Source organism: Streptomyces mirabilis (genome assembly GCF_039503195.1).
GTDB classification, from domain to species: domain Bacteria; phylum Actinomycetota; class Actinomycetes; order Streptomycetales; family Streptomycetaceae; genus Streptomyces; species Streptomyces mirabilis_D.
Window position 1 is genome coordinate 4387608 of the sequence record NZ_JBCJKP010000001.1, and the last position, 18563, is coordinate 4406170.

Annotated in this window: 10 protein-coding genes and 3 rRNA genes; 5 read left to right on the plus strand and 8 right to left on the minus strand. The window is 66.6% G+C overall.

Annotated elements, in window-relative coordinates; translation table 11 throughout:
* Positions 1 to 123 precede the first annotated feature (123 nt).
* From AAFF41_RS20310 to mtnA, 4 genes are read right to left on the minus strand one after another with little or no spacing between them, the layout of a single operon-like run.
* Positions 124 to 1959, minus strand: coding sequence for an LpqB family beta-propeller domain-containing protein (locus tag AAFF41_RS20310; protein ID WP_343324373.1), 1836 nt, complete (start codon positions 1957 to 1959; stop codon positions 124 to 126).
* The gene (gene mtrB / locus AAFF41_RS20315) at positions 1949 to 4057 is read right to left on the minus strand and encodes an MtrAB system histidine kinase MtrB (protein WP_343324374.1); all 2109 of its coding nucleotides are present in this window, start codon (positions 4055 to 4057) and stop codon (positions 1949 to 1951) included. The genes AAFF41_RS20310 and mtrB overlap by 11 nt, the downstream gene beginning before the upstream one ends.
* 1 nt (position 4058) lies before the next feature.
* Complete coding sequence (gene mtrA, locus AAFF41_RS20320) at positions 4059 to 4748, minus strand: two-component system response regulator MtrA (RefSeq protein ID WP_150136091.1); 690 nt, start codon at positions 4746 to 4748, stop codon at positions 4059 to 4061.
* A gap of 8 nt (positions 4749 to 4756) precedes the next feature.
* On the minus strand, positions 4757 to 5902 hold the full coding sequence (gene mtnA, locus AAFF41_RS20325; protein WP_343326321.1) for an S-methyl-5-thioribose-1-phosphate isomerase: 1146 nt from the start codon (positions 5900 to 5902) through the stop codon (positions 4757 to 4759).
* A 140-nt stretch (positions 5903 to 6042) separates the two neighbouring features.
* Between mtnA and AAFF41_RS20330 the strand changes: the two genes are divergently transcribed.
* From AAFF41_RS20330 to AAFF41_RS20350, 5 genes are read left to right on the plus strand one after another with little or no spacing between them, the layout of a single operon-like run.
* Complete coding sequence (locus AAFF41_RS20330) at positions 6043 to 7389, plus strand: DUF7847 domain-containing protein (protein ID WP_319747446.1); 1347 nt, start codon at positions 6043 to 6045, stop codon at positions 7387 to 7389.
* 4 nt (positions 7390 to 7393) lie between these two features.
* Positions 7394 to 8140 carry a DUF4129 domain-containing protein gene (locus AAFF41_RS20335; RefSeq protein ID WP_319747444.1) on the plus strand — a complete coding sequence of 249 codons (747 nt, stop codon included), beginning with the start codon at positions 7394 to 7396 and terminating at the stop codon, positions 8138 to 8140.
* A complete protein-coding gene (locus AAFF41_RS20340; protein ID WP_343324375.1) occupies positions 8137 to 9327 on the plus strand; it encodes a DUF4350 domain-containing protein in 1191 nt (396 codons plus the stop codon). The genes AAFF41_RS20335 and AAFF41_RS20340 overlap by 4 nt, the downstream gene beginning before the upstream one ends.
* Positions 9327 to 10316 carry an AAA family ATPase gene (locus AAFF41_RS20345; protein WP_319748000.1) on the plus strand — a complete coding sequence of 330 codons (990 nt, stop codon included), beginning with the start codon at positions 9327 to 9329 and terminating at the stop codon, positions 10314 to 10316. Before AAFF41_RS20340 ends, AAFF41_RS20345 begins: the two co-directional genes overlap by 1 nt.
* Entirely contained in the window at positions 10316 to 11626 is a 1311-nt protein-coding gene (locus tag AAFF41_RS20350; protein WP_319747440.1) for a DUF58 domain-containing protein, read from the plus strand. Before AAFF41_RS20345 ends, AAFF41_RS20350 begins: the two co-directional genes overlap by 1 nt.
* A gap of 105 nt (positions 11627 to 11731) precedes the next feature.
* On the opposite strand, the gene rrf is transcribed toward AAFF41_RS20350, so the two are convergent.
* From rrf to AAFF41_RS20370, 4 genes are all read right to left on the minus strand, one after another.
* Positions 11732 to 11848: ribosomal RNA gene (gene rrf / locus AAFF41_RS20355) — 5S ribosomal RNA — on the minus strand.
* A gap of 94 nt (positions 11849 to 11942) precedes the next feature.
* Positions 11943 to 15066, minus strand: a 23S ribosomal RNA gene (locus AAFF41_RS20360).
* 319 nt (positions 15067 to 15385) lie between these two features.
* A 16S ribosomal RNA gene (locus AAFF41_RS20365) occupies positions 15386 to 16911 on the minus strand.
* Together the 16S, 23S and 5S rRNA genes form the textbook arrangement of a ribosomal RNA operon.
* Before the next feature lie 605 nt (positions 16912 to 17516).
* The gene (locus tag AAFF41_RS20370; protein WP_343324376.1) at positions 17517 to 18524 is read right to left on the minus strand and encodes a stage II sporulation protein M; all 1008 of its coding nucleotides are present in this window, start codon (positions 18522 to 18524) and stop codon (positions 17517 to 17519) included.
* Positions 18525 to 18563: the final 39 nt, after the last annotated feature.

The following is an 18563-nucleotide window of genomic DNA, read 5'->3' on the forward strand; positions in this document are numbered from 1 at the left end:
ACGGCCGGATCCACCCGTACGGCAGCCAGATCCACCCGTACGGCAGCCAGATCCACCCGTACGGCAGCCGGGCCTGCCCGAAAAGGCAGGCCCGGCGAGTCCGTACCCGGAAGAAAGAGGCCGCTACCCGGGATAAACCGGTGCCGTGCCGTCCTTGACGATCTTCTGCCACTGCTCCCCGGAGGACAGCCGCACGATCCCGTCCTCCTCCGAGTGCGCCACCAGGGGCAGCCGTTCGTCCTCGGACGCGGCGACCTCCTTCACCCCCGTCAGCGCGGAGGGCGCGGCGCCCACCGGCGTGGAGCCGTCGACCTGGACGTAGCGCATCTGCTGCACCCCGCCGGACTCGCGCCCGACGACGACGAGCCGGCTGTCCCCGGCCCACGACATGGCGGTGACCTCCTCCAGCTGCGGCGCCACGGAGCTCAGCTCGAGGATCGAGATGAGGGGCCGTCCGCCGGTCTTGGTGTCGCGTTGGATGCGCCCGATCTGCAGCGAGCTCTTGCCGTCCTTCTGCACGATCAGCGCGATCCGCACCCCGTCGGCGGCCACCCGCACTGCCTGGACACGGCCGTCGATGCCCGGCGCCGTGACCGCCAGCGGGATACCTGCGCCCTTCTCCAGCAGGAGCAGCCGAGGGTTCTTCGGATCACGGTCGGCCACCCACAGGTCGCCCTGCCCGTCCCAACTGGGCGTCGTCAGCCGGTCGTCCGCCTTCGCCCCCTGGCTGTGCAGCACCGCGTCCCCCAGCGAGGCACCCGACACCAGCGATCCGACGTACAGCGAACTCCCGTCCGCCGACACACCGGCCGCGCTGTCCTCGGTCCGGGACACCGCGGCCGACCGCAGCTTCTTGTCGCCCACTCCCAGCGCACCGGGTACCGGCTCGGGCTGCTTGTCACGGTTGCCGCTGGGCAGCCGTACGAGCCGCTGCTTGGCGTCGATGAAGTACTCGTACTCAGGGTGCTTGGCCGTGCCGTGCGAAGCGACGGTCACCGCCCGGCTCTCGGTGACCACGCACAACTGCGAACCGTTCGACCGCTGCAGCTCCACCTCGTCGACGCCCGTGGGCGTCAGGTCCTGGAGCGTGAAGAGGAGTTGGGTGGCCATCTTGTTGCACTGGGTCTCTCCGACCCGGTCGGCCTTCTTGTTCAGCGGGACCGTCACCCTGTTGCGGTCGTCGGGCGACAGTGACGTGACGCCCTTCTTCAGCTCCGTGTCGGAGGGGAAGCTCGACGTCACCACCGGATCAAGCCAGCGCGTGGGCCCCTTCAGGAGCGACCGGACCATCTCCGTCATCGGGTCCACCTTGTCCCGCACATAGACGGGATCGGCGACGGTCCCGAGCGGCCCGCCCGACCCGGAGGGCACATTCGAGGTGAAGTAGTACTTGTTGACGGACACGTAGTTGCGCTGGAAGTCGGAGTTGCCCATCACCACACCCTGCGGCAGCGCGTCGATGCGCCACTGCTTGCTGTCCTTCTGCAGCGTGAGGTGCACCGTCGTCCGGTACGAACCGGCATCCGGCGTGTACGCGTGCTGCTCGTCCACCGTGGCGACCTTGCTGCCGGAGAGCGTGTACGAGTCGTCGCCCTCCCTGGTGCTCGAGCGCTCCGACTCGGGGTTGGGCCCGTCCGCGAGGACGGTCGTGGAGCGGTACGGATCCCACGTTTTGCGGGCGCTCGCCGTCAGATATTTGCGCGCCGTCTCGTACTGCGCGTCGTCACTGGTCAGTGCCTCCAGGAAGCCCTGCACGATCTCCGACGGCGGGGCGTCCTCGCGGGGCGGCAGCGCGAAGACGCGGACCTGCGAGTCCTGCCTCGGCGTGGACTCGACCCCGCGCAGATCTCCGCTGTCCGGCATCGAGGCGCACCCGGTCAGCAGCAGTGCGCCGCAGCCGATGTACACCCCCACGCGCGCGGGACGCCGACGGCCGCTCCCCTCGCGGTCAGCGACCACGAAATGCCTCCCCTTGCCCGAGTTCCTCGGGCTCTGCTTGTCCGAGTTCTTCAGGCCCGCCGCCGTCCCGGCCACGTTCCTGCACGCTCCGCTCCCCACCCGCGGTGGGCATGTCGTCCGGCCGCCGCACGGCCCCGGAGGGCCTTGGCACCACACGCGCGCCGTTGCCCGGCAGCGCCGTCGGATCGGCCGTGGGCGACGCCCCGGCCAGTCGCGGCACCACGGACGTCCGCTGCATCGGCGGTGCCGCCTTCCCGCCCGCGGCCTGCATCGGCACCGTGGCGAGCTTGTCGCCGCCGCCGGAGGGCAGTCCCGCGTCATTAAGTCCACGATTGCGCCGCGAGTCCATGGGCTCCAGAGGTATCGGAGACCCCCGCAGCGGCTCGTCCGCGGTACGCGGCAGCGTCAGCCGGAACTGCGAACCGCCGCCCGGCTCACCCCACGCCTGCAGCCAGCCGCCGTGCAGCCGGGCGTCCTCCAGGGCGATGGACAGCCCGAGCCCCGTGCCGCCGGTGGTACGCGCGCGTGCCGGGTCGGCACGCCAGAAGCGGCTGAAGACCCGGGTCGCCTCTCCGGGCTTGAGGCCGACGCCGTAGTCACGCACCGCGATGGCGACCGCGCCGCCCGCTGTGGCGAGCTTGACCACCACTTCCTTGCCGTCGCCGTGCTCCACGGCGTTGACGACGAGATTGCGCAGCACCCGCTCCACCCGCCGGGCATCCGCCTCGGCGACCACCGGCTGCTGGTCGCCGACGACACGTATCTGCGAGCCCTTGCGCTCGGCGAGTGGCTCGGCCCCGCTGACGACACGCCGTACGACTTCCCGGAGGTCTATCGCCTCGGCCTCCAGCGCCGCCGCACCCGCGTCGAACCGGCTGATCTCCAGCAGGTCCGCGAGCAGCGTCTCGAACCGGTCCAGCTGATCGGCGAGGAGCTCGGCCGACCGAGCGGTCACCGGATCGAAGTCCACACGCGCGTCGTGGATGACGTCGGCCGCCATCCGGACGGTCGTGAGCGGCGTACGCAGTTCGTGCGACACGTCGGACACGAACCGTCGCTGCATCCGCGACAGGTCCTCCAGCTGCTGGATCTTCAGCTGAAGGTTCTGCGCCATCTTGTTGAAGGCCTCGCCGAGCCGCGCGATGTCGTCCTCACCGGTGACCTTCATCCGTTCCTGCAGGCGCCCGGCGGAGAGCCGCTCGGCGATCCCGGCCGCCATCCGCACCGGAGTGACGACCTGGCGCACCACGAGCCAGGCGATGGCCCCCAGGAGCACCACGACGAACAGTCCGGCGGTCGCGAGCGTCCCCTTGACCAGGCTGAGCGACTTCTCCTCCTGCGTCAGCGGGAAGAGGTAGTAGAGCTGGTACGCGTCTCCGTTGGGGTCGAGGACCTGCTTGCCGATGACCAGCGCGGCCTGCGACTCCGTGCCGTCCTTGTAGACGACCCTGGTGTAGCTCTGGGCCGCCATCGTGTTGCTGTCGACTCGGGCGCGCAGGTCCTCCGGGATGCTCACTGTCGGATCGACGTCACCCGAGGAACGCGGACCCCGCCCGGCACCGCCGTTGCCGGCCACGGTGGAGCTGAGCGTCACCACGTCGAAGGCGCCCTGGCCGCCGCTGGAAAGCGAGACGACGAGGTCGTTCATCCACTGGCTGACGTTCTTGGACGGACGGCCGTCCGCAGTCGAACCGTCGTCGCCGTTGGCCGTGGCTGCCGCGTCCGCCTTCTGCTTGGCGACCGAGAAGCCACCCGTGGCCTGACTCTGCGAGGCCTTGACCTTGGCGTCCAGCAGACCGTTGCGCACCTGCCCGATGACAACGAAGCCGAGCAGCAGCACGACACCCAGCGACATCAGCAACGTCGTGACGACGATCTTGAGCTGGATGTTGCGCCGCCACAGCCGCATCACGGGCAGCAACGGACGGCGCACCCAGCGCATGAACAACCGAAGGACCGGGCTGCCCTGGACTCCGCCCTGCAGCAGCCCGCCCTCCAAGAAACGTCCCCAGCGGGAGCCCGTCACCTTCCGGCCGACAGGCCGCCCCGAACGGACTCCCGACTCACCGGGCGCCGAAGCGGCACTGTCCCGGGACATGTCAGCTCGGTCCGGCCTTGTAGCCGACACCACGGACGGTCACCACGATCTCCGGCCGCTCCGGGTCCTTCTCGACCTTGGAGCGCAGCCGCTGGACGTGGACATTGACCAGTCGGGTGTCCGCCGCGTGCCGGTAGCCCCACACCTGTTCGAGGAGCACCTCCCGTGTGAACACCTGCCACGGCTTGCGGGCCAGTGCCACGAGCAGATCGAACTCCAGCGGCGTCAGGGCGATCGACTGCCCCTCCCGCTTCACGGAGTGACCGGCCACATCGATCACAAGATCGCCGATGGCCAGCTGCTCGGGCGCCGGTTCCTCGGAACGACGCAGCCGCGCCCTGATCCGCGCCACCAGCTCCTTTGGCTTGAACGGCTTCACGATGTAGTCGTCGGCGCCGGACTCGAGGCCGACCACGACATCGACGGTGTCGCTCTTCGCGGTGAGCATCACGATCGGCACCCCGGACTCCGCCCTGATCAGGCGGCACACCTCGATACCGTCCCGGCCGGGAAGCATCAGGTCCAGGAGCACCAGATCGGGCTTGGTCTCACGGAAAGCGGCCAGCGCCTTGTCGCCGTCTGCTACGAAAGACGGCTCAAAACCTTCACCACGCAACACAATGCCGAGCATCTCGGCCAGTGCGGTGTCGTCATCGACGACAAGGACTCGTCCCTTCATAAACGACATCATCCCATTAACTAAATCGTTACCTGGCGTGACCTGTCACACAGCTCAGCGAGTGCCTCTGCTGTCACGGGCGACACAGCGCCCTCTTCGGTCACGATCGCCGTCACCAACTCGGGGGGCGTCACATCGAATGCCGGGTTGTACGCCTGGGTCCCCAGGGGTGCCACCGGTATCCCGCCTCCCGCTTCCACTCCCGCCACAGGCACCTGGGGTGCTGTGACCTCGGTCACTTCATGACCGGGACGCTGCTCGACCTCGATGGATGCTCCATCCGGGGTGTCCGGGTCCACCGTCGTCACCGGCGCCACCACGATGAAAGGCACATGGTGATACCGGGCCAGCACCGCGAGCGGATAGCTCCCCACCTTGTTCGCCACCGAACCGTCGGCAGCAATCCGATCGGCCCCGATGAGCACCGCGTCCACCTCCCCCGCCGCGAACAGTGATCCCGCCGCGTTGTCCGTGAGCAAGGTGTACGCCATTCCGCGGCGCGCCGCCTCATAAGCCGTCAGGCGAGCACCTTGCAGCAACGGACGCGTTTCGTCCACCCACAGCCTCCGCAGCTGCCCCGCCCGATGCGCCGCGAGGGCCACCGCGAAGGCCGTGCCCTCCCCGCCGGACACCAGCGCCCCGGTGTTGCAATGCGTCAGAATCCGGTGCCCACCACCCGGCAACAGCTCGTCGAGCAGCGCCAACCCGTGCCCGGCCATCCGTGCGCTGGCCGCGGCATCCTCCCGGTGCAACGCCCGCGCCGCCTCGAGCGCCGCCCCGGCGGCCTGCCGCTGATCACCGCCGCCGGAGAGCGCGGAACGATACGCCGTCTGCGCCCGGCGCACACCGACAGCGAGGTTCACCGCGGTGGGCCGGGCGCCCGCCAGCGCCCGGGCGGCATCGTCCACGTCGAAGCCGCGCACGGCGGCGAGCGCGACTCCGTACGCCCCGGCGATACCCAGCAACGGCGCCCCTCGCACGGCCAGCGTGCGGATCGCCTCCACCAGCGCGGGAGCGTCCGTGCACACCAGCTCGACTTCCTCGGCCGGCAACCGAGTCTGGTCGAGGAGGACCAGCACCGGCCCTTCGGGCGGCTCGTCCCAGCGGATCGCCGGTATCTCCAGTGGCCCGTCGCCCTCGCGGAATTGCGCGTACTGATCAGCCATCCGCCCAGTCTGCCCCGTAGCAGGCGGACAATTGAAGGTGTCCACCCGATACGGGGGCCGGTCCCATGCCGGGCACACCGTGGCACGATGGCTGCCAACCTGCCGCCGCGACCGCGGACGGGCACCGTGAAGGAGCGACGATGAAAGACACTCCGGGCTGGGCCTCGCCCGGATCTGCCCCCTCCGACGGGCAGGAGCCGGACAACTCCGGCACCGCCGAGCCCCCGGAGCAGCCCGCGGACCAAGGTCGCACGAACCAGCCGGAGCCACCCTCGAAGTGGTCCAAGGAGCAGCCCCCGCCCGGCCAGTGGTCCGCTCCCAGCCCACAGGGTCCCGGCCAGGCCCCGCCACCACCGCCCCCCGGTCCCGGCTGGGGCGTCCGGCAGCCCCCTGGCGCGGGCGGCTACGGAGGCCAGGGCGGCGGCTGGGGAGGCCGTGGCTACGGAGGCCCAGGAGGTCCCAGTGGCTGGGGCGGCAACTGGGGCGGGCCGCCGCCCGCCGCCAAGCCCGGCGTGATCCCCCTGCGCCCGCTCGGCGTCGGCGAGATCCTCGACGGCGCGGTCTCCACGATGCGGACCTACTGGCGCACCGTTCTGGGCATCTCGCTCACCGTCGCCGTCGTCACACAGATCGCGGTCATCCTGCTCCAGGGCCTGGTCCTGGACGACAGCGCGAGCACGGACGTCCTCAACGACCCGAGCGCCACCGCCGGCGAGCTGAGCCGCGCCCTGGGCGACACCCTGCTGAGCTCCGGCGTCGTCGTGGTCATCGGCCTGCTCGGCACCATCGTCGCCACGGCCCTGCTCACCTCCGTGACCAGCCGCGCGGTGCTCGGCAAGTCGGTGACCACCGCCGAGGCCTGGCGCGACGCCAGACCCCGGCTGCCGAAGCTGTTCGCCCTGACCTTCCTGCTGCCGCTCATCGCCGTCGCGATCATCACCGTCGGCACGCTTCCCGGTCTGCTCGTCGCCGTCGCCGGCTCGAGCAGCGCGGGCGCCGCACTCGCGGTCCTCGGCGGGCTCGGCGCGGGCGTCGTCGCCCTCTGGCTGATGATCCGCTTCTCGCTCGCCTCGCCCGCCCTGATGCTGGAGAAGCAAGGCGTCCTGAAGTCGATGAGCCGCTCCGCGAAGCTCGTCCGCGGCTCCTGGTGGCGAGTCTTCGGCATCCAGCTGCTCGCCACGATCATCGCCAACATCGTGGCGTCGATCGTCGTGATCCCCTTCGCGATCATCGCCTCCGCCTTGAGCGGCGACGGCGTCGCCGGTTTCCTCGGCAGCGGCGGCAGCCCCGGCTGGACGTTCCTCATCGTCAGCGGAATCGGTTCGGTGATCGGCTCCATGATCACCTTCCCGATCTCCGCGGGCGTCACCGTGCTCCTCTACATCGACCAGCGCATCCGCCGCGAGGCCCTCGACCTCGACCTGGCACGCGCCGCCGGTGTCCAGGACTACGGCTCCAGCACCCCCGGCACCACTCCGGGGAGCTGATGCGGTGAGTCCGGCGGGGGGAGTTCTCACAGCGGTACTGGCACTGCCACGCACGGGCGCCACGGCCGTACTCGCGCTGCCGCGCGACGACGAACCACCGGTGACGATCCCGCGCGACCCCGCGCGGGAGGCGGCCAAGCGCGAACTGTCCAAACGGATGTACCACGAGAACGACCCCAGCCCGGTGCAACGCGCTCTGAACGCCTTCTGGGACTGGGTCGACAAACTGTTCAGCGCCGCCTCCACGGCGACTCCCGGCGGCACGCTCGGCCTTGTCGTCATCGTGGTGGCGGTGCTGGCGGTCGTGGCCGCCCTCTGGTGGCGCCTCGGCACCCCGCACCGCACCCCCACCTCCTCCGCCACGCTCTTCGACGACCGCCCCCGCAGCGCCGCCGAACACCGCGCGGCGGCCGAAGCACACGCCGCCCAGGGCCACTGGAACCAAGCCGTCCAGGAACGCATGCGGGCCGTCGTGCGCTCCCTCGAGGAGCGCGCTCTGCTCGACGCACGCCCCGGCCGCACCGCGGACGAGGCCGCGGCCGAAGCGGGCCGCACACTGCCCTCCCACACGGACCGACTGCGCGCCGCCGCCCGGGACTTCGACGAGGTCACCTACGGCGGCCGGTCCGCGGGCTCCGACACATACCACCGCCTCACCGAACTCGACCGCGACCTCGAGCGCACCAAACCCGTACTCACCAGCAGCGCCCAGAGCACGGACCACAACAGCCGCCAGGGGGCCGCCTCATGACCGAGGCCACCCTCACATCCACCTCGACGTCGCCCACCGCCCGCCAGGTGTGGACCCGCACCCGAGGCATCGTCCTCGCCGTCGTGATCCTGCTGGCGGCCGCCGTCGCGATCGCCGTGATCCGCTCCGGCGCCCAACACGGCAGCCTGGACCCACGCTCCGCCGACCCCTACGGCAGCCGCGCCACCGCCGAACTCCTCGGAGACCGCGGGGTCTCCACGCGCGTGGTCACCACCCTGGACGAGGCCCGCTCCGCGGCCGGCGCCGACACCACTCTCCTCGTCGCCGCCCCGGACCTGCTGACCGACCATCAGCAGGCCGACCTCCGCGCGGCGACCAAGAACTCCGGCGGCCGCACGATCCTGATCGCCCCCGACTCGCCCTCCCTCGGCACCCTCGCCCCCGGAGTCACCGCCGATCCCGCGATCAGCTTCCACTCGACGCTCTTCCCCAGCTGCGACCTGCCCGCCGCCCGCCGCGCGGGCAGCGCCGACACCGGCGGCATCCGCTACAGCACCAGCGACCCCGGCGCCGATGTCTGCTACCCCAGCGACGGCCTGCCCACCCTGCTGCGCATCCCGGCGGCCACCGGGAACGGCGACACCGTCGTCCTCGGCGCCCCCGACATCCTCTACAACAACCGTCTCGACAAGCAGGGCAACGCCTCGCTCGCCCTCCAACTGCTCGGTTCCCGCCCCCACTTGGTCTGGTACCTCCCCTCCCTCTCCGACACCTCGGCCACCGACGCGGGCAAAAAGACCTTCCTCGACCTGCTCCCCTCGGGCTGGCTCTGGGGCACCCTTCAGCTCTTCATCGCGGCAGGCCTGGCCGCCCTGTGGCGGGCACGCCGACTCGGCCCCCTCGTACCCGAACGCCTCCCCGTCGCGATCCGCGCCTCCGAAACCGTCGAGGGCCGCGCCCGCCTCTACCGCAAGGCCAACGCCCGCGACCGCGCGGCCATCGCTCTTCGCTCCACCACCCGCACCCGACTCGCCCCCCTCATCGGCGTATCCCCCTCTCAGGCGCACGCGCCCGAGGCGCTGCTCCCCGCCCTGTCCGCCCGCCTCGACGGCGACGGACAGGCCCTGCACGCCCTCCTCTTCGGGCCGCCGCCCAGCGACGACGCGGCCCTCATCTCCCTCGCCGACCAACTCGACGCCCTCGAAAGAGAGGTACGCCGTCCATGATGGCCCCGACCACTGACAACGCCGGGTACGCCGGGGATCCGGGCACCGCCCGCTCCTCCCTGGAAGCCCTGCGCACCGAGATCGCCAAAGCCGTGGTCGGCCAGGACCCCGCCGTGACCGGCCTCGTCGTCGCCCTCCTCTGCCGCGGACACGTTCTGCTGGAAGGAGTCCCCGGAGTCGCCAAAACGTTGCTCGTCCGCGCGCTCGCCTCCGCGCTCGAACTCGACACCAAGCGTGTCCAGTTCACTCCCGACCTGATGCCGAGCGACATCACCGGCTCTCTCGTCTACGACGCCCGCACCGCCGAGTTCTCGTTCCAGCCCGGCCCGGTCTTCACGAACCTCCTGCTGGCCGACGAGATCAACCGCACTCCGCCCAAGACCCAGTCGTCCCTCCTCGAAGCGATGGAGGAGCGTCAAGTCACCGTCGACGGCACCCCCCGCCCGCTCCCGGAGCCCTTCCTGGTCGCCGCGACCCAGAACCCGGTCGAGTACGAGGGAACGTATCCTCTGCCCGAGGCCCAACTGGACCGCTTCCTCCTGAAACTGACGATCCCTCTTCCGTCCCGTCAGGACGAGATCGACGTCCTCACCCGCCACGCCGAGGGTTTCAACCCGCGCGACCTGCGTGCCGCCGGCCTACGCCCCGTGGCGGGCCCGGCCGACCTGGAGGCCGCCCGCGCCGCCGTGGCCAAGACATCGGTCTCCCCCGAGATCACCGGCTACGTCGTCGACATCTGCCGCGCCACCCGCGAATCGCCGTCCCTCACCCTCGGCGTCTCCCCGCGCGGCGCGACCGCCCTCCTCGCCACCGCCCGCGCCTGGGCCTGGCTGACCGGCCGCGACTACGTCATCCCCGACGACGTGAAGGCCCTGGCCCTGCCCACCCTCCGCCACCGCATCCAGCTCCGCCCAGAAGCCGAGATGGAGGGCGTGACGGCCGACTCGGTCATCAACGCGATCCTCGCCCACGTCCCCGTCCCCCGCTGATGGCACTCACCGGACGCGCCGCTCTGCTGGCGGCCCTCGGCACACTCCCCGTCGGCATCTGGGAGCCGAGCTGGACGGGCATCCTCGCCGTGAATGCTCCCCTGGCCCTGGCCTGCGCCTGCGACGCCGCCCTGGCCGCACCCGTACGCCGTCTCGGCCTGGCGCGCTCCGGCGACACTTCCGCACGCCTCGGCGAGACCGCCGATGTCACTCTGACCGTCACCAATCCCTCCGGCCGCCTCCTGCGCGCCCGCCTCCGTGACGCCTGGCCTCCCAGCAGCTGGGAGCCGGGCACCGAGGTGGCCGCCTCCCGCCACCGTCTGACGGTCCCCGCCGGTGAGCGTCGACGCCTGACCACCCGCCTGCGCCCCACCCGCCGAGGCGACCGCCGGGCGGACCGCGTCACCATCCGCTCGTACGGCCCCCTCGGTCTCTTCTCCCGCCAGGGCAGCCACCAGGTGCCCTGGACCGTACGAGTCCTGCCACCCTTCACCAGCCGCAAGCACCTCCCCTCCAAACTGGCCCGCCTACGCGAACTCGACGGCCGCACCAGCGTCCTGACCCGCGGCGAGGGCACGGAATTCGACAGCCTGCGCGAGTACGTTCCCGGCGACGACACCCGCTCCATCGACTGGCGCGCCACGGCCCGCCAGACCACGGTCGCCGTACGCACCTGGCGCCCCGAGCGCGACCGCCACATCCTTCTGGTCCTCGACACGGGCCGAACCTCAGCCGGTCGCGTGGGCGACGCTCCCCGTCTCGACGCCTCCATGGACGCGGCACTCCTCCTGGCCGCCCTGGCTTCCCGGGCCGGCGACCGCGTGGACCTCCTCGCGTACGACCGCCGAGTACGCGCCCTGGTCCAGGGCCGCTCGGCCGGCGACGTCCTCCCTTCCCTGGTCAACGCAATGGCGACCCTGGAGCCGGAGCTCGTCGAAACGGACGCCCGAGGCCTCACCGCCACGGCCCTGCGTACCGCCCCTCGCCGCTCCCTGATCGTGTTGCTGACCAGCCTCGACGCGGCCCCCATCGAAGAGGGCCTGCTCCCCGTACTCTCCGGTCTCACCCACCGCCACACAGTCCTCGTGGCCTCAGTGGCCGACCCGCATATCGCACACATGGCTACGGCTCGGGGAAGCGCCGAGGCGGTGTACGAGGCGGCAGCCGCGGCCCAGGCCCAAACGGAACGCCATCGCACGGCCGAACAACTCCAGCGCCACGGAGTAACCGTCGTCGACGCGGTTCCGGACAACCTGGCCCCGGCCCTCGCGGATGCGTATCTGGCACTCAAGGCGGCGGGACGGCTGTAAGCCGGCACAAAAAGGGGCCTCTCGAATCGAGAGGCCCCAAAAATGATCCCGAACGCAGAAAACCCCCGTACCGATTTCCCGGTACGGGGGTTTTCCCTACAAGTAGTTCGGCGGCGTCCTACTCTCCCACAGGGTCCCCCCTGCAGTACCATCGGCGCTGTGAGGCTTAGCTTCCGGGTTCGGAATGTAACCGGGCGTTTCCCTCACGCTATGACCACCGAAACACTATGAAACTGTGAATACCGCACCACACCCAGTGGCCCTGGGAATGGGGTTGTTCGTGGTTTCAGAACCAACACAGTGGACGCGAGCAACTGAGGACAAGCCCTCGGCCTATTAGTACCGGTCACCTCCAGCGGTTACCCGCCTTCCAGATCCGGCCTATCAACCCAGTCGTCTACTGGGAGCCTTAACCCCTCAAAGGGGGTGGGAATACTCATCTCGAAGCAGGCTTCCCGCTTAGATGCTTTCAGCGGTTATCCCTCCCGAACGTAGCCAACCAGCCATGCCCTTGGCAGGACAACTGGCACACCAGAGGTTCGTCCGTCCCGGTCCTCTCGTACTAGGGACAGCCCTTCTCAATATTCCTACGCGCGCAGCGGATAGGGACCGAACTGTCTCACGACGTTCTAAACCCAGCTCGCGTACCGCTTTAATGGGCGAACAGCCCAACCCTTGGGACCGACTCCAGCCCCAGGATGCGACGAGCCGACATCGAGGTGCCAAACCATCCCGTCGATATGGACTCTTGGGGAAGATCAGCCTGTTATCCCCGGGGTACCTTTTATCCGTTGAGCGACGGCGCTTCCACAAGCCACCGCCGGATCACTAGTCCCGACTTTCGTCCCTGCTCGACCCGTCGGTCTCACAGTCAAGCTCCCTTGTGCACTTACACTCAACACCTGATTACCAACCAGGCTGAGGGAACCTTTGGGCGCCTCCGTTACTCTTTAGGAGGCAACCGCCCCAGTTAAACTACCCATCAGACACTGTCCCTGATCCGGATCACGGACCCAGGTTAGACATCCAGCACGACCAGAGTGGTATTTCAACGACGACTCCACAACAGCTGGCGCTGCCGCTTCAAAGTCTCCCACCTATCCTACACAAGCCGAACCGAACACCAATATCAAACTGTAGTAAAGGTCCCGGGGTCTTTCCGTCCTGCTGCGCGAAACGAGCATCTTTACTCGTAGTGCAATTTCACCGGGCCTATGGTTGAGACAGTCGAGAAGTCGTTACGCCATTCGTGCAGGTCGGAACTTACCCGACAAGGAATTTCGCTACCTTAGGATGGTTATAGTTACCACCGCCGTTTACTGGCGCTTAAGTTCTCAGCTTCGCCACCCCGAAGAGTGACTAACCGGTCCCCTTAACGTTCCAGCACCGGGCAGGCGTCAGTCCGTATACATCGCCTTACGGCTTCGCACGGACCTGTGTTTTTAGTAAACAGTCGCTTCTCGCTGGTCTCTGCGGCCACCCCCAGCTCAGAGTGCAAGACTCATCACCGGTGATGGCCCCCCTTCTCCCGAAGTTACGGGGGCATTTTGCCGAGTTCCTTAACCATAGTTCACCCGAACGCCTCGGTATTCTCTACCTGACCACCTGAGTCGGTTTAGGGTACGGGCCGCCATGAAACTCGCTAGAGGCTTTTCTCGACAGCATAGGATCATCCACTTCACCACAATCGGCTCGGCATCAGGTCTCAGCCTTGATGTGCGACGGATTTACCTATCGCACGGCCTACACCCTTACCCCGGGACAACCACCGCCCGGGATGGACTACCTTCCTGCGTCACCCCATCACTCACCTACTGCAGGTCTGGTCCGTCGGCTCCACCACTCCCCTTTGCCCGAAGGCTCCGGGGCGGCTTCACGGACTTAGCATCGCCTGGTTCAATGTTTGACGCTTCACAGCGGGTACCGGAATATCAACCGGTTATCCATCGACTACGCCTGTCGGCCTCGCCTTAGGTCCCGACTTACCCTGGGCAGATCAGCTTGACCCAGGAACCCTTAGTCAATCGGCGCACACGTTTCTCACGTGTGTATCGCTACTCATGCCTGCATTCTCACTCGTGAACCGTCCACCACTGCCTTCCGGCGCGGCTTCACCCGGCACACGACGCTCCCCTACCCATCACAGCCGCCGTTGGGCGTATTGCTGCAATGACACGACTTCGGCGGTACGCTTGAGCCCCGCTACATTGTCGGCGCGGAATCACTAGACCAGTGAGCTATTACGCACTCTTTCAAGGGTGGCTGCTTCTAAGCCAACCTCCTGGTTGTCTGTGCGACTCCACATCCTTTCCCACTTAGCGTACGCTTAGGGGCCTTAGTCGATGCTCTGGGCTGTTTCCCTCTCGACCATGGAGCTTATCCCCCACAGTCTCACTGCCGCGCTCTCACTTACCGGCATTCGGAGTTTGGCTAAGGTCAGTAACCCGGTAGGGCCCATCGCCTATCCAGTGCTCTACCTCCGGCAAGAAACACACGACGCTGCACCTAAATGCATTTCGGGGAGAACCAGCTATCACGGAGTTTGATTGGCCTTTCACCCCTAACCACAGGTCATCCCCCAGGTTTTCAACCCTGGTGGGTTCGGTCCTCCACGACCTCTTACAGCCGCTTCAACCTGCCCATGGCTAGATCACTCCGCTTCGGGTCTTGAGCGCGCTACTAAATCGCCCTATTCGGACTCGCTTTCGCTACGGCTTCCCCACACGGGTTAACCTCGCAACACACCGCAAACTCGCAGGCTCATTCTTCAAAAGGCACGCAGTCACGACGCACTGAGTAAACTCAATGCGCGACGCTCCCACGGCTTGTAGGCACACGGTTTCAGGTACTATTTCACTCCGCTCCCGCGGTACTTTTCACCATTCCCTCACGGTACTATCCGCTATCGGTCACCAGGGAATATTTAGGCTTAGCGGGTGGTCCCGCCAGATTCACACGGGATTTCTCGGGCCCCGTGCTACTTGGGTGTTTCTCAAACGAGCCGTTGACGTTTCGACTACGGGGGTCTTACCCTCTACGCCGGACCTTTCGCATGTCCTTCGCCTACATCAACGGTTTCTGACTCGTCTCACGGCCGGCAGACCGTGAAAGAGAAATCCCACAACCCCACATACGCAACCCCTGCCGGGTCTCACACGCATATGGTTTGGCCTCATCCAGTTTCGCTCGCCACTACTCCCGGAATCACGGTTGTTTTCTCTTCCTGCGGGTACTGAGATGTTTCACTTCCCCGCGTTCCCTCCACATACCCTATGTGTTCAGGTATGGGTGACAGCCCATGACGACTGCCGGGTTTCCCCATTCGGAAACCCCCGGATCAAAGCCTGGTTGACGACTCCCCGGGGACTATCGTGGCCTCCCACGTCCTTCATCGGTTCCTGGTGCCAAGGCATCCACCGTGCGCCCTTAAAAACTTGGCCACAGATGCTCGCGTCCACTGTGCAGTTCTCAAACAACGACCAACCACCCATCACCCCGAACCTTCCGGATCGAGTGCACTGGGGCCGGCACTGAAGGCAGCCAACAATCGGCCGTGCCCTCAGACACCCAACAGCGTGCCCGGCAACCCCCGCCACTCATGATCAGCTTTCCACGCCCCGAAGAGCAGTACTCACAGCCTGAGATGACTGAAGATGCCGAATAATCAACGTTCCACCCATGAGCAACCAGCATCAGACATTCGCCGATGTACTGGCCTCTGACCTCACCCCGGAGGGATCGGTAAGAAGTGCTCCTTAGAAAGGAGGTGATCCAGCCGCACCTTCCGGTACGGCTACCTTGTTACGACTTCGTCCCAATCGCCAGTCCCACCTTCGACAGCTCCCTCCCACAAGGGGTTGGGCCACCGGCTTCGGGTGTTACCGACTTTCGTGACGTGACGGGCGGTGTGTACAAGGCCCGGGAACGTATTCACCGCAGCAATGCTGATCTGCGATTACTAGCAACTCCGACTTCATGGGGTCGAGTTGCAGACCCCAATCCGAACTGAGACAGGCTTTTTGAGATTCGCTCCGCCTCACGGCTTCGCAGCTCATTGTACCTGCCATTGTAGCACGTGTGCAGCCCAAGACATAAGGGGCATGATGACTTGACGTCGTCCCCACCTTCCTCCGAGTTGACCCCGGCAGTCTCCTGTGAGTCCCCATCACCCCGAAGGGCATGCTGGCAACACAGAACAAGGGTTGCGCTCGTTGCGGGACTTAACCCAACATCTCACGACACGAGCTGACGACAGCCATGCACCACCTGTACACCGACCACAAGGGGGGCACTATCTCTAATGCTTTCCGGTGTATGTCAAGCCTTGGTAAGGTTCTTCGCGTTGCGTCGAATTAAGCCACATGCTCCGCTGCTTGTGCGGGCCCCCGTCAATTCCTTTGAGTTTTAGCCTTGCGGCCGTACTCCCCAGGCGGGGAACTTAATGCGTTAGCTGCGGCACCGACGACGTGGAATGTCGCCAACACCTAGTTCCCACCGTTTACGGCGTGGACTACCAGGGTATCTAATCCTGTTCGCTCCCCACGCTTTCGCTCCTCAGCGTCAGTAATGGCCCAGAGATCCGCCTTCGCCACCGGTGTTCCTCCTGATATCTGCGCATTTCACCGCTACACCAGGAATTCCGATCTCCCCTACCACACTCTAGCTAGCCCGTATCGAATGCAGACCCGGGGTTAAGCCCCGGGCTTTCACACCCGACGTGACAAGCCGCCTACGAGCTCTTTACGCCCAATAATTCCGGACAACGCTTGCGCCCTACGTATTACCGCGGCTGCTGGCACGTAGTTAGCCGGCGCTTCTTCTGCAGGTACCGTCACTTTCGCTTCTTCCCTGCTGAAAGAGGTTTACAACCCGAAGGCCGTCATCCCTCACGCGGCGTCGCTGCATCAGGCTTTCGCCCATTGTGCAATATTCCCCACTGCTGCCTCCCGTAGGAGTCTGGGCCGTGTCTCAGTCCCAGTGTGGCCGGTCGCCCTCTCAGGCCGGCTACCCGTCGTCGCCTTGGTGAGCCACTACCTCACCAACAAGCTGATAGGCCGCGGGCTCATCCTTCACCGCCGGAGCTTTTAACCCACCCAGATGCCCGGGCAGGTGTTATCCGGTATTAGACCCCGTTTCCAGGGCTTGTCCCAGAGTGAAGGGCAGATTGCCCACGTGTTACTCACCCGTTCGCCACTAATCCACCCCGAAGGGCTTCATCGTTCGACTTGCATGTGTTAAGCACGCCGCCAGCGTTCGTCCTGAGCCAGGATCAAACTCTCCGTGAATGTTTTCCCGTAATCGGGACGACACCACGAGAGCGGAACCGAAGGGAGGAATAATCCCCACGGTTCACAGCATCCTCGCTGTGCGCCCACCGAGACCATGCCCGGCAGGACTTTTTCAAAGGAACCTCGCCCCAGCCGATCGGCCGGAGACGGGGTATCAACATATCTGGCGTTGATTTTTGGCACGCTGTTGAGTTCTCAAGGAACGGACGCTTCCTTTGTACTCACCCTCTCGGGCTTTCCTCCGGGCGCTTCCCTTCTGTGTTTCCAACCTTACCAGATCCGTTTTCCGTTCCGTTTCCGGTCGGAATTCATTTCCGGTGGCCGTTGGAAGGCCTTTGCCTATTTGATTGCCTTCCGGCTCTCTTTCGGCGAGTCCGACTTTATCAGAAGTTTTTGACCGGCCTTACCGGCCACTCAGTCCTGAATAATCGGGAGGTGCTTCTCGGGAATCACATTCACAAGAAGCTGGTAGATCCTCACTGCCACCGTCTGGACTTGTCCAGCTCTAGGCAACTGTTTGAATCTACCTCCCCATCGGCTCCGTGTCAACGGCTCCTGTGGGGCGAAGAGGAGACTAGCAGGTCAACGGCGGTGAACGCACATCAGGCGGCCGTCGGAAGAGTCGCGCTGCGCTCGGACTCGTCGACGTCACCGGTGTCGCCGGCCCGTACCGCGCGACCGCCCAGGACATAGACGTACGTGAGGAAGGCCAGTTCAGCGGCGATTCCTATGCCGACGCGGGCCCAGGTGGGGAGACCGGACGGGGTGACGAAGCCTTCGATGGCGCCCGAGACGAAGAGGATCAGAGCCAGGCCGATCGCCATGCCGAGAGCGGCGCGGCCCTCTTCGGCGAGTGCCGTACGGCGCGAGCGGGGGCCCGGGTCTATCAGGGTCCATCCCAGTCGCAGACCGGTGCCCGCGGCCACGAAGACGGCAGTCAGTTCCAGGAGGCCGTGCGGAAGGATCAGACCCAGGAAGGTGTCGAGGCGGCCCGCCGACGACATCAGGCCTATGCCCACGCCGAGGTTGAGCATGTTCTGGAAGAGGATCCAGAGAACCGGTAGCCCCAGGAAGATGCCCAGGACCAGGCACATCGCGGCGGCCTGGGCGTTGTTCGTCCAGACCTGGGCCGCGAAAGACGCGGCCGGGTGGCTCGAGTAGTAGGTCTCGTACTCGCCGCCGGGGCGTGTGAGCTGGCGCAGCTCGCTGGGGGCCGCGATCGAGGACTGGACCTCGGGATGCGTGCCTATCCACCACCCCAGGACGACGCCGACCAGCGTCGACAGGAGCGCCGTGGGGACCCACCAGTGGCGTGAGCGGTACACCGCCGCCGGGAAACCCTGCGTGAGGAAGCGGGTGACATCGCGCCAGGAGGCGCGGCGGTTGCCTGTCACGGCACCACGCGCGCGTGCCACCAGTTGACTCAGACGACCGGTGAGCTGCGGATCCGGCGCGCTGGACTGGATCAGGGAGAGGTGCGTGGCCGTACGTTGATACAAGGCGACGAGTTCGTCGGCCTCGGCTCCGGTGAGCCGGCGTTGGCGGCGCAGCAGGGAATCGAGACGGTCCCACTCGGCGCGGTGGGCGGACACGAAGACGTCGAGGTCCATCGGTTCTGCTGCTCCTCGTCCTCTCGTACTGCGTGTCAG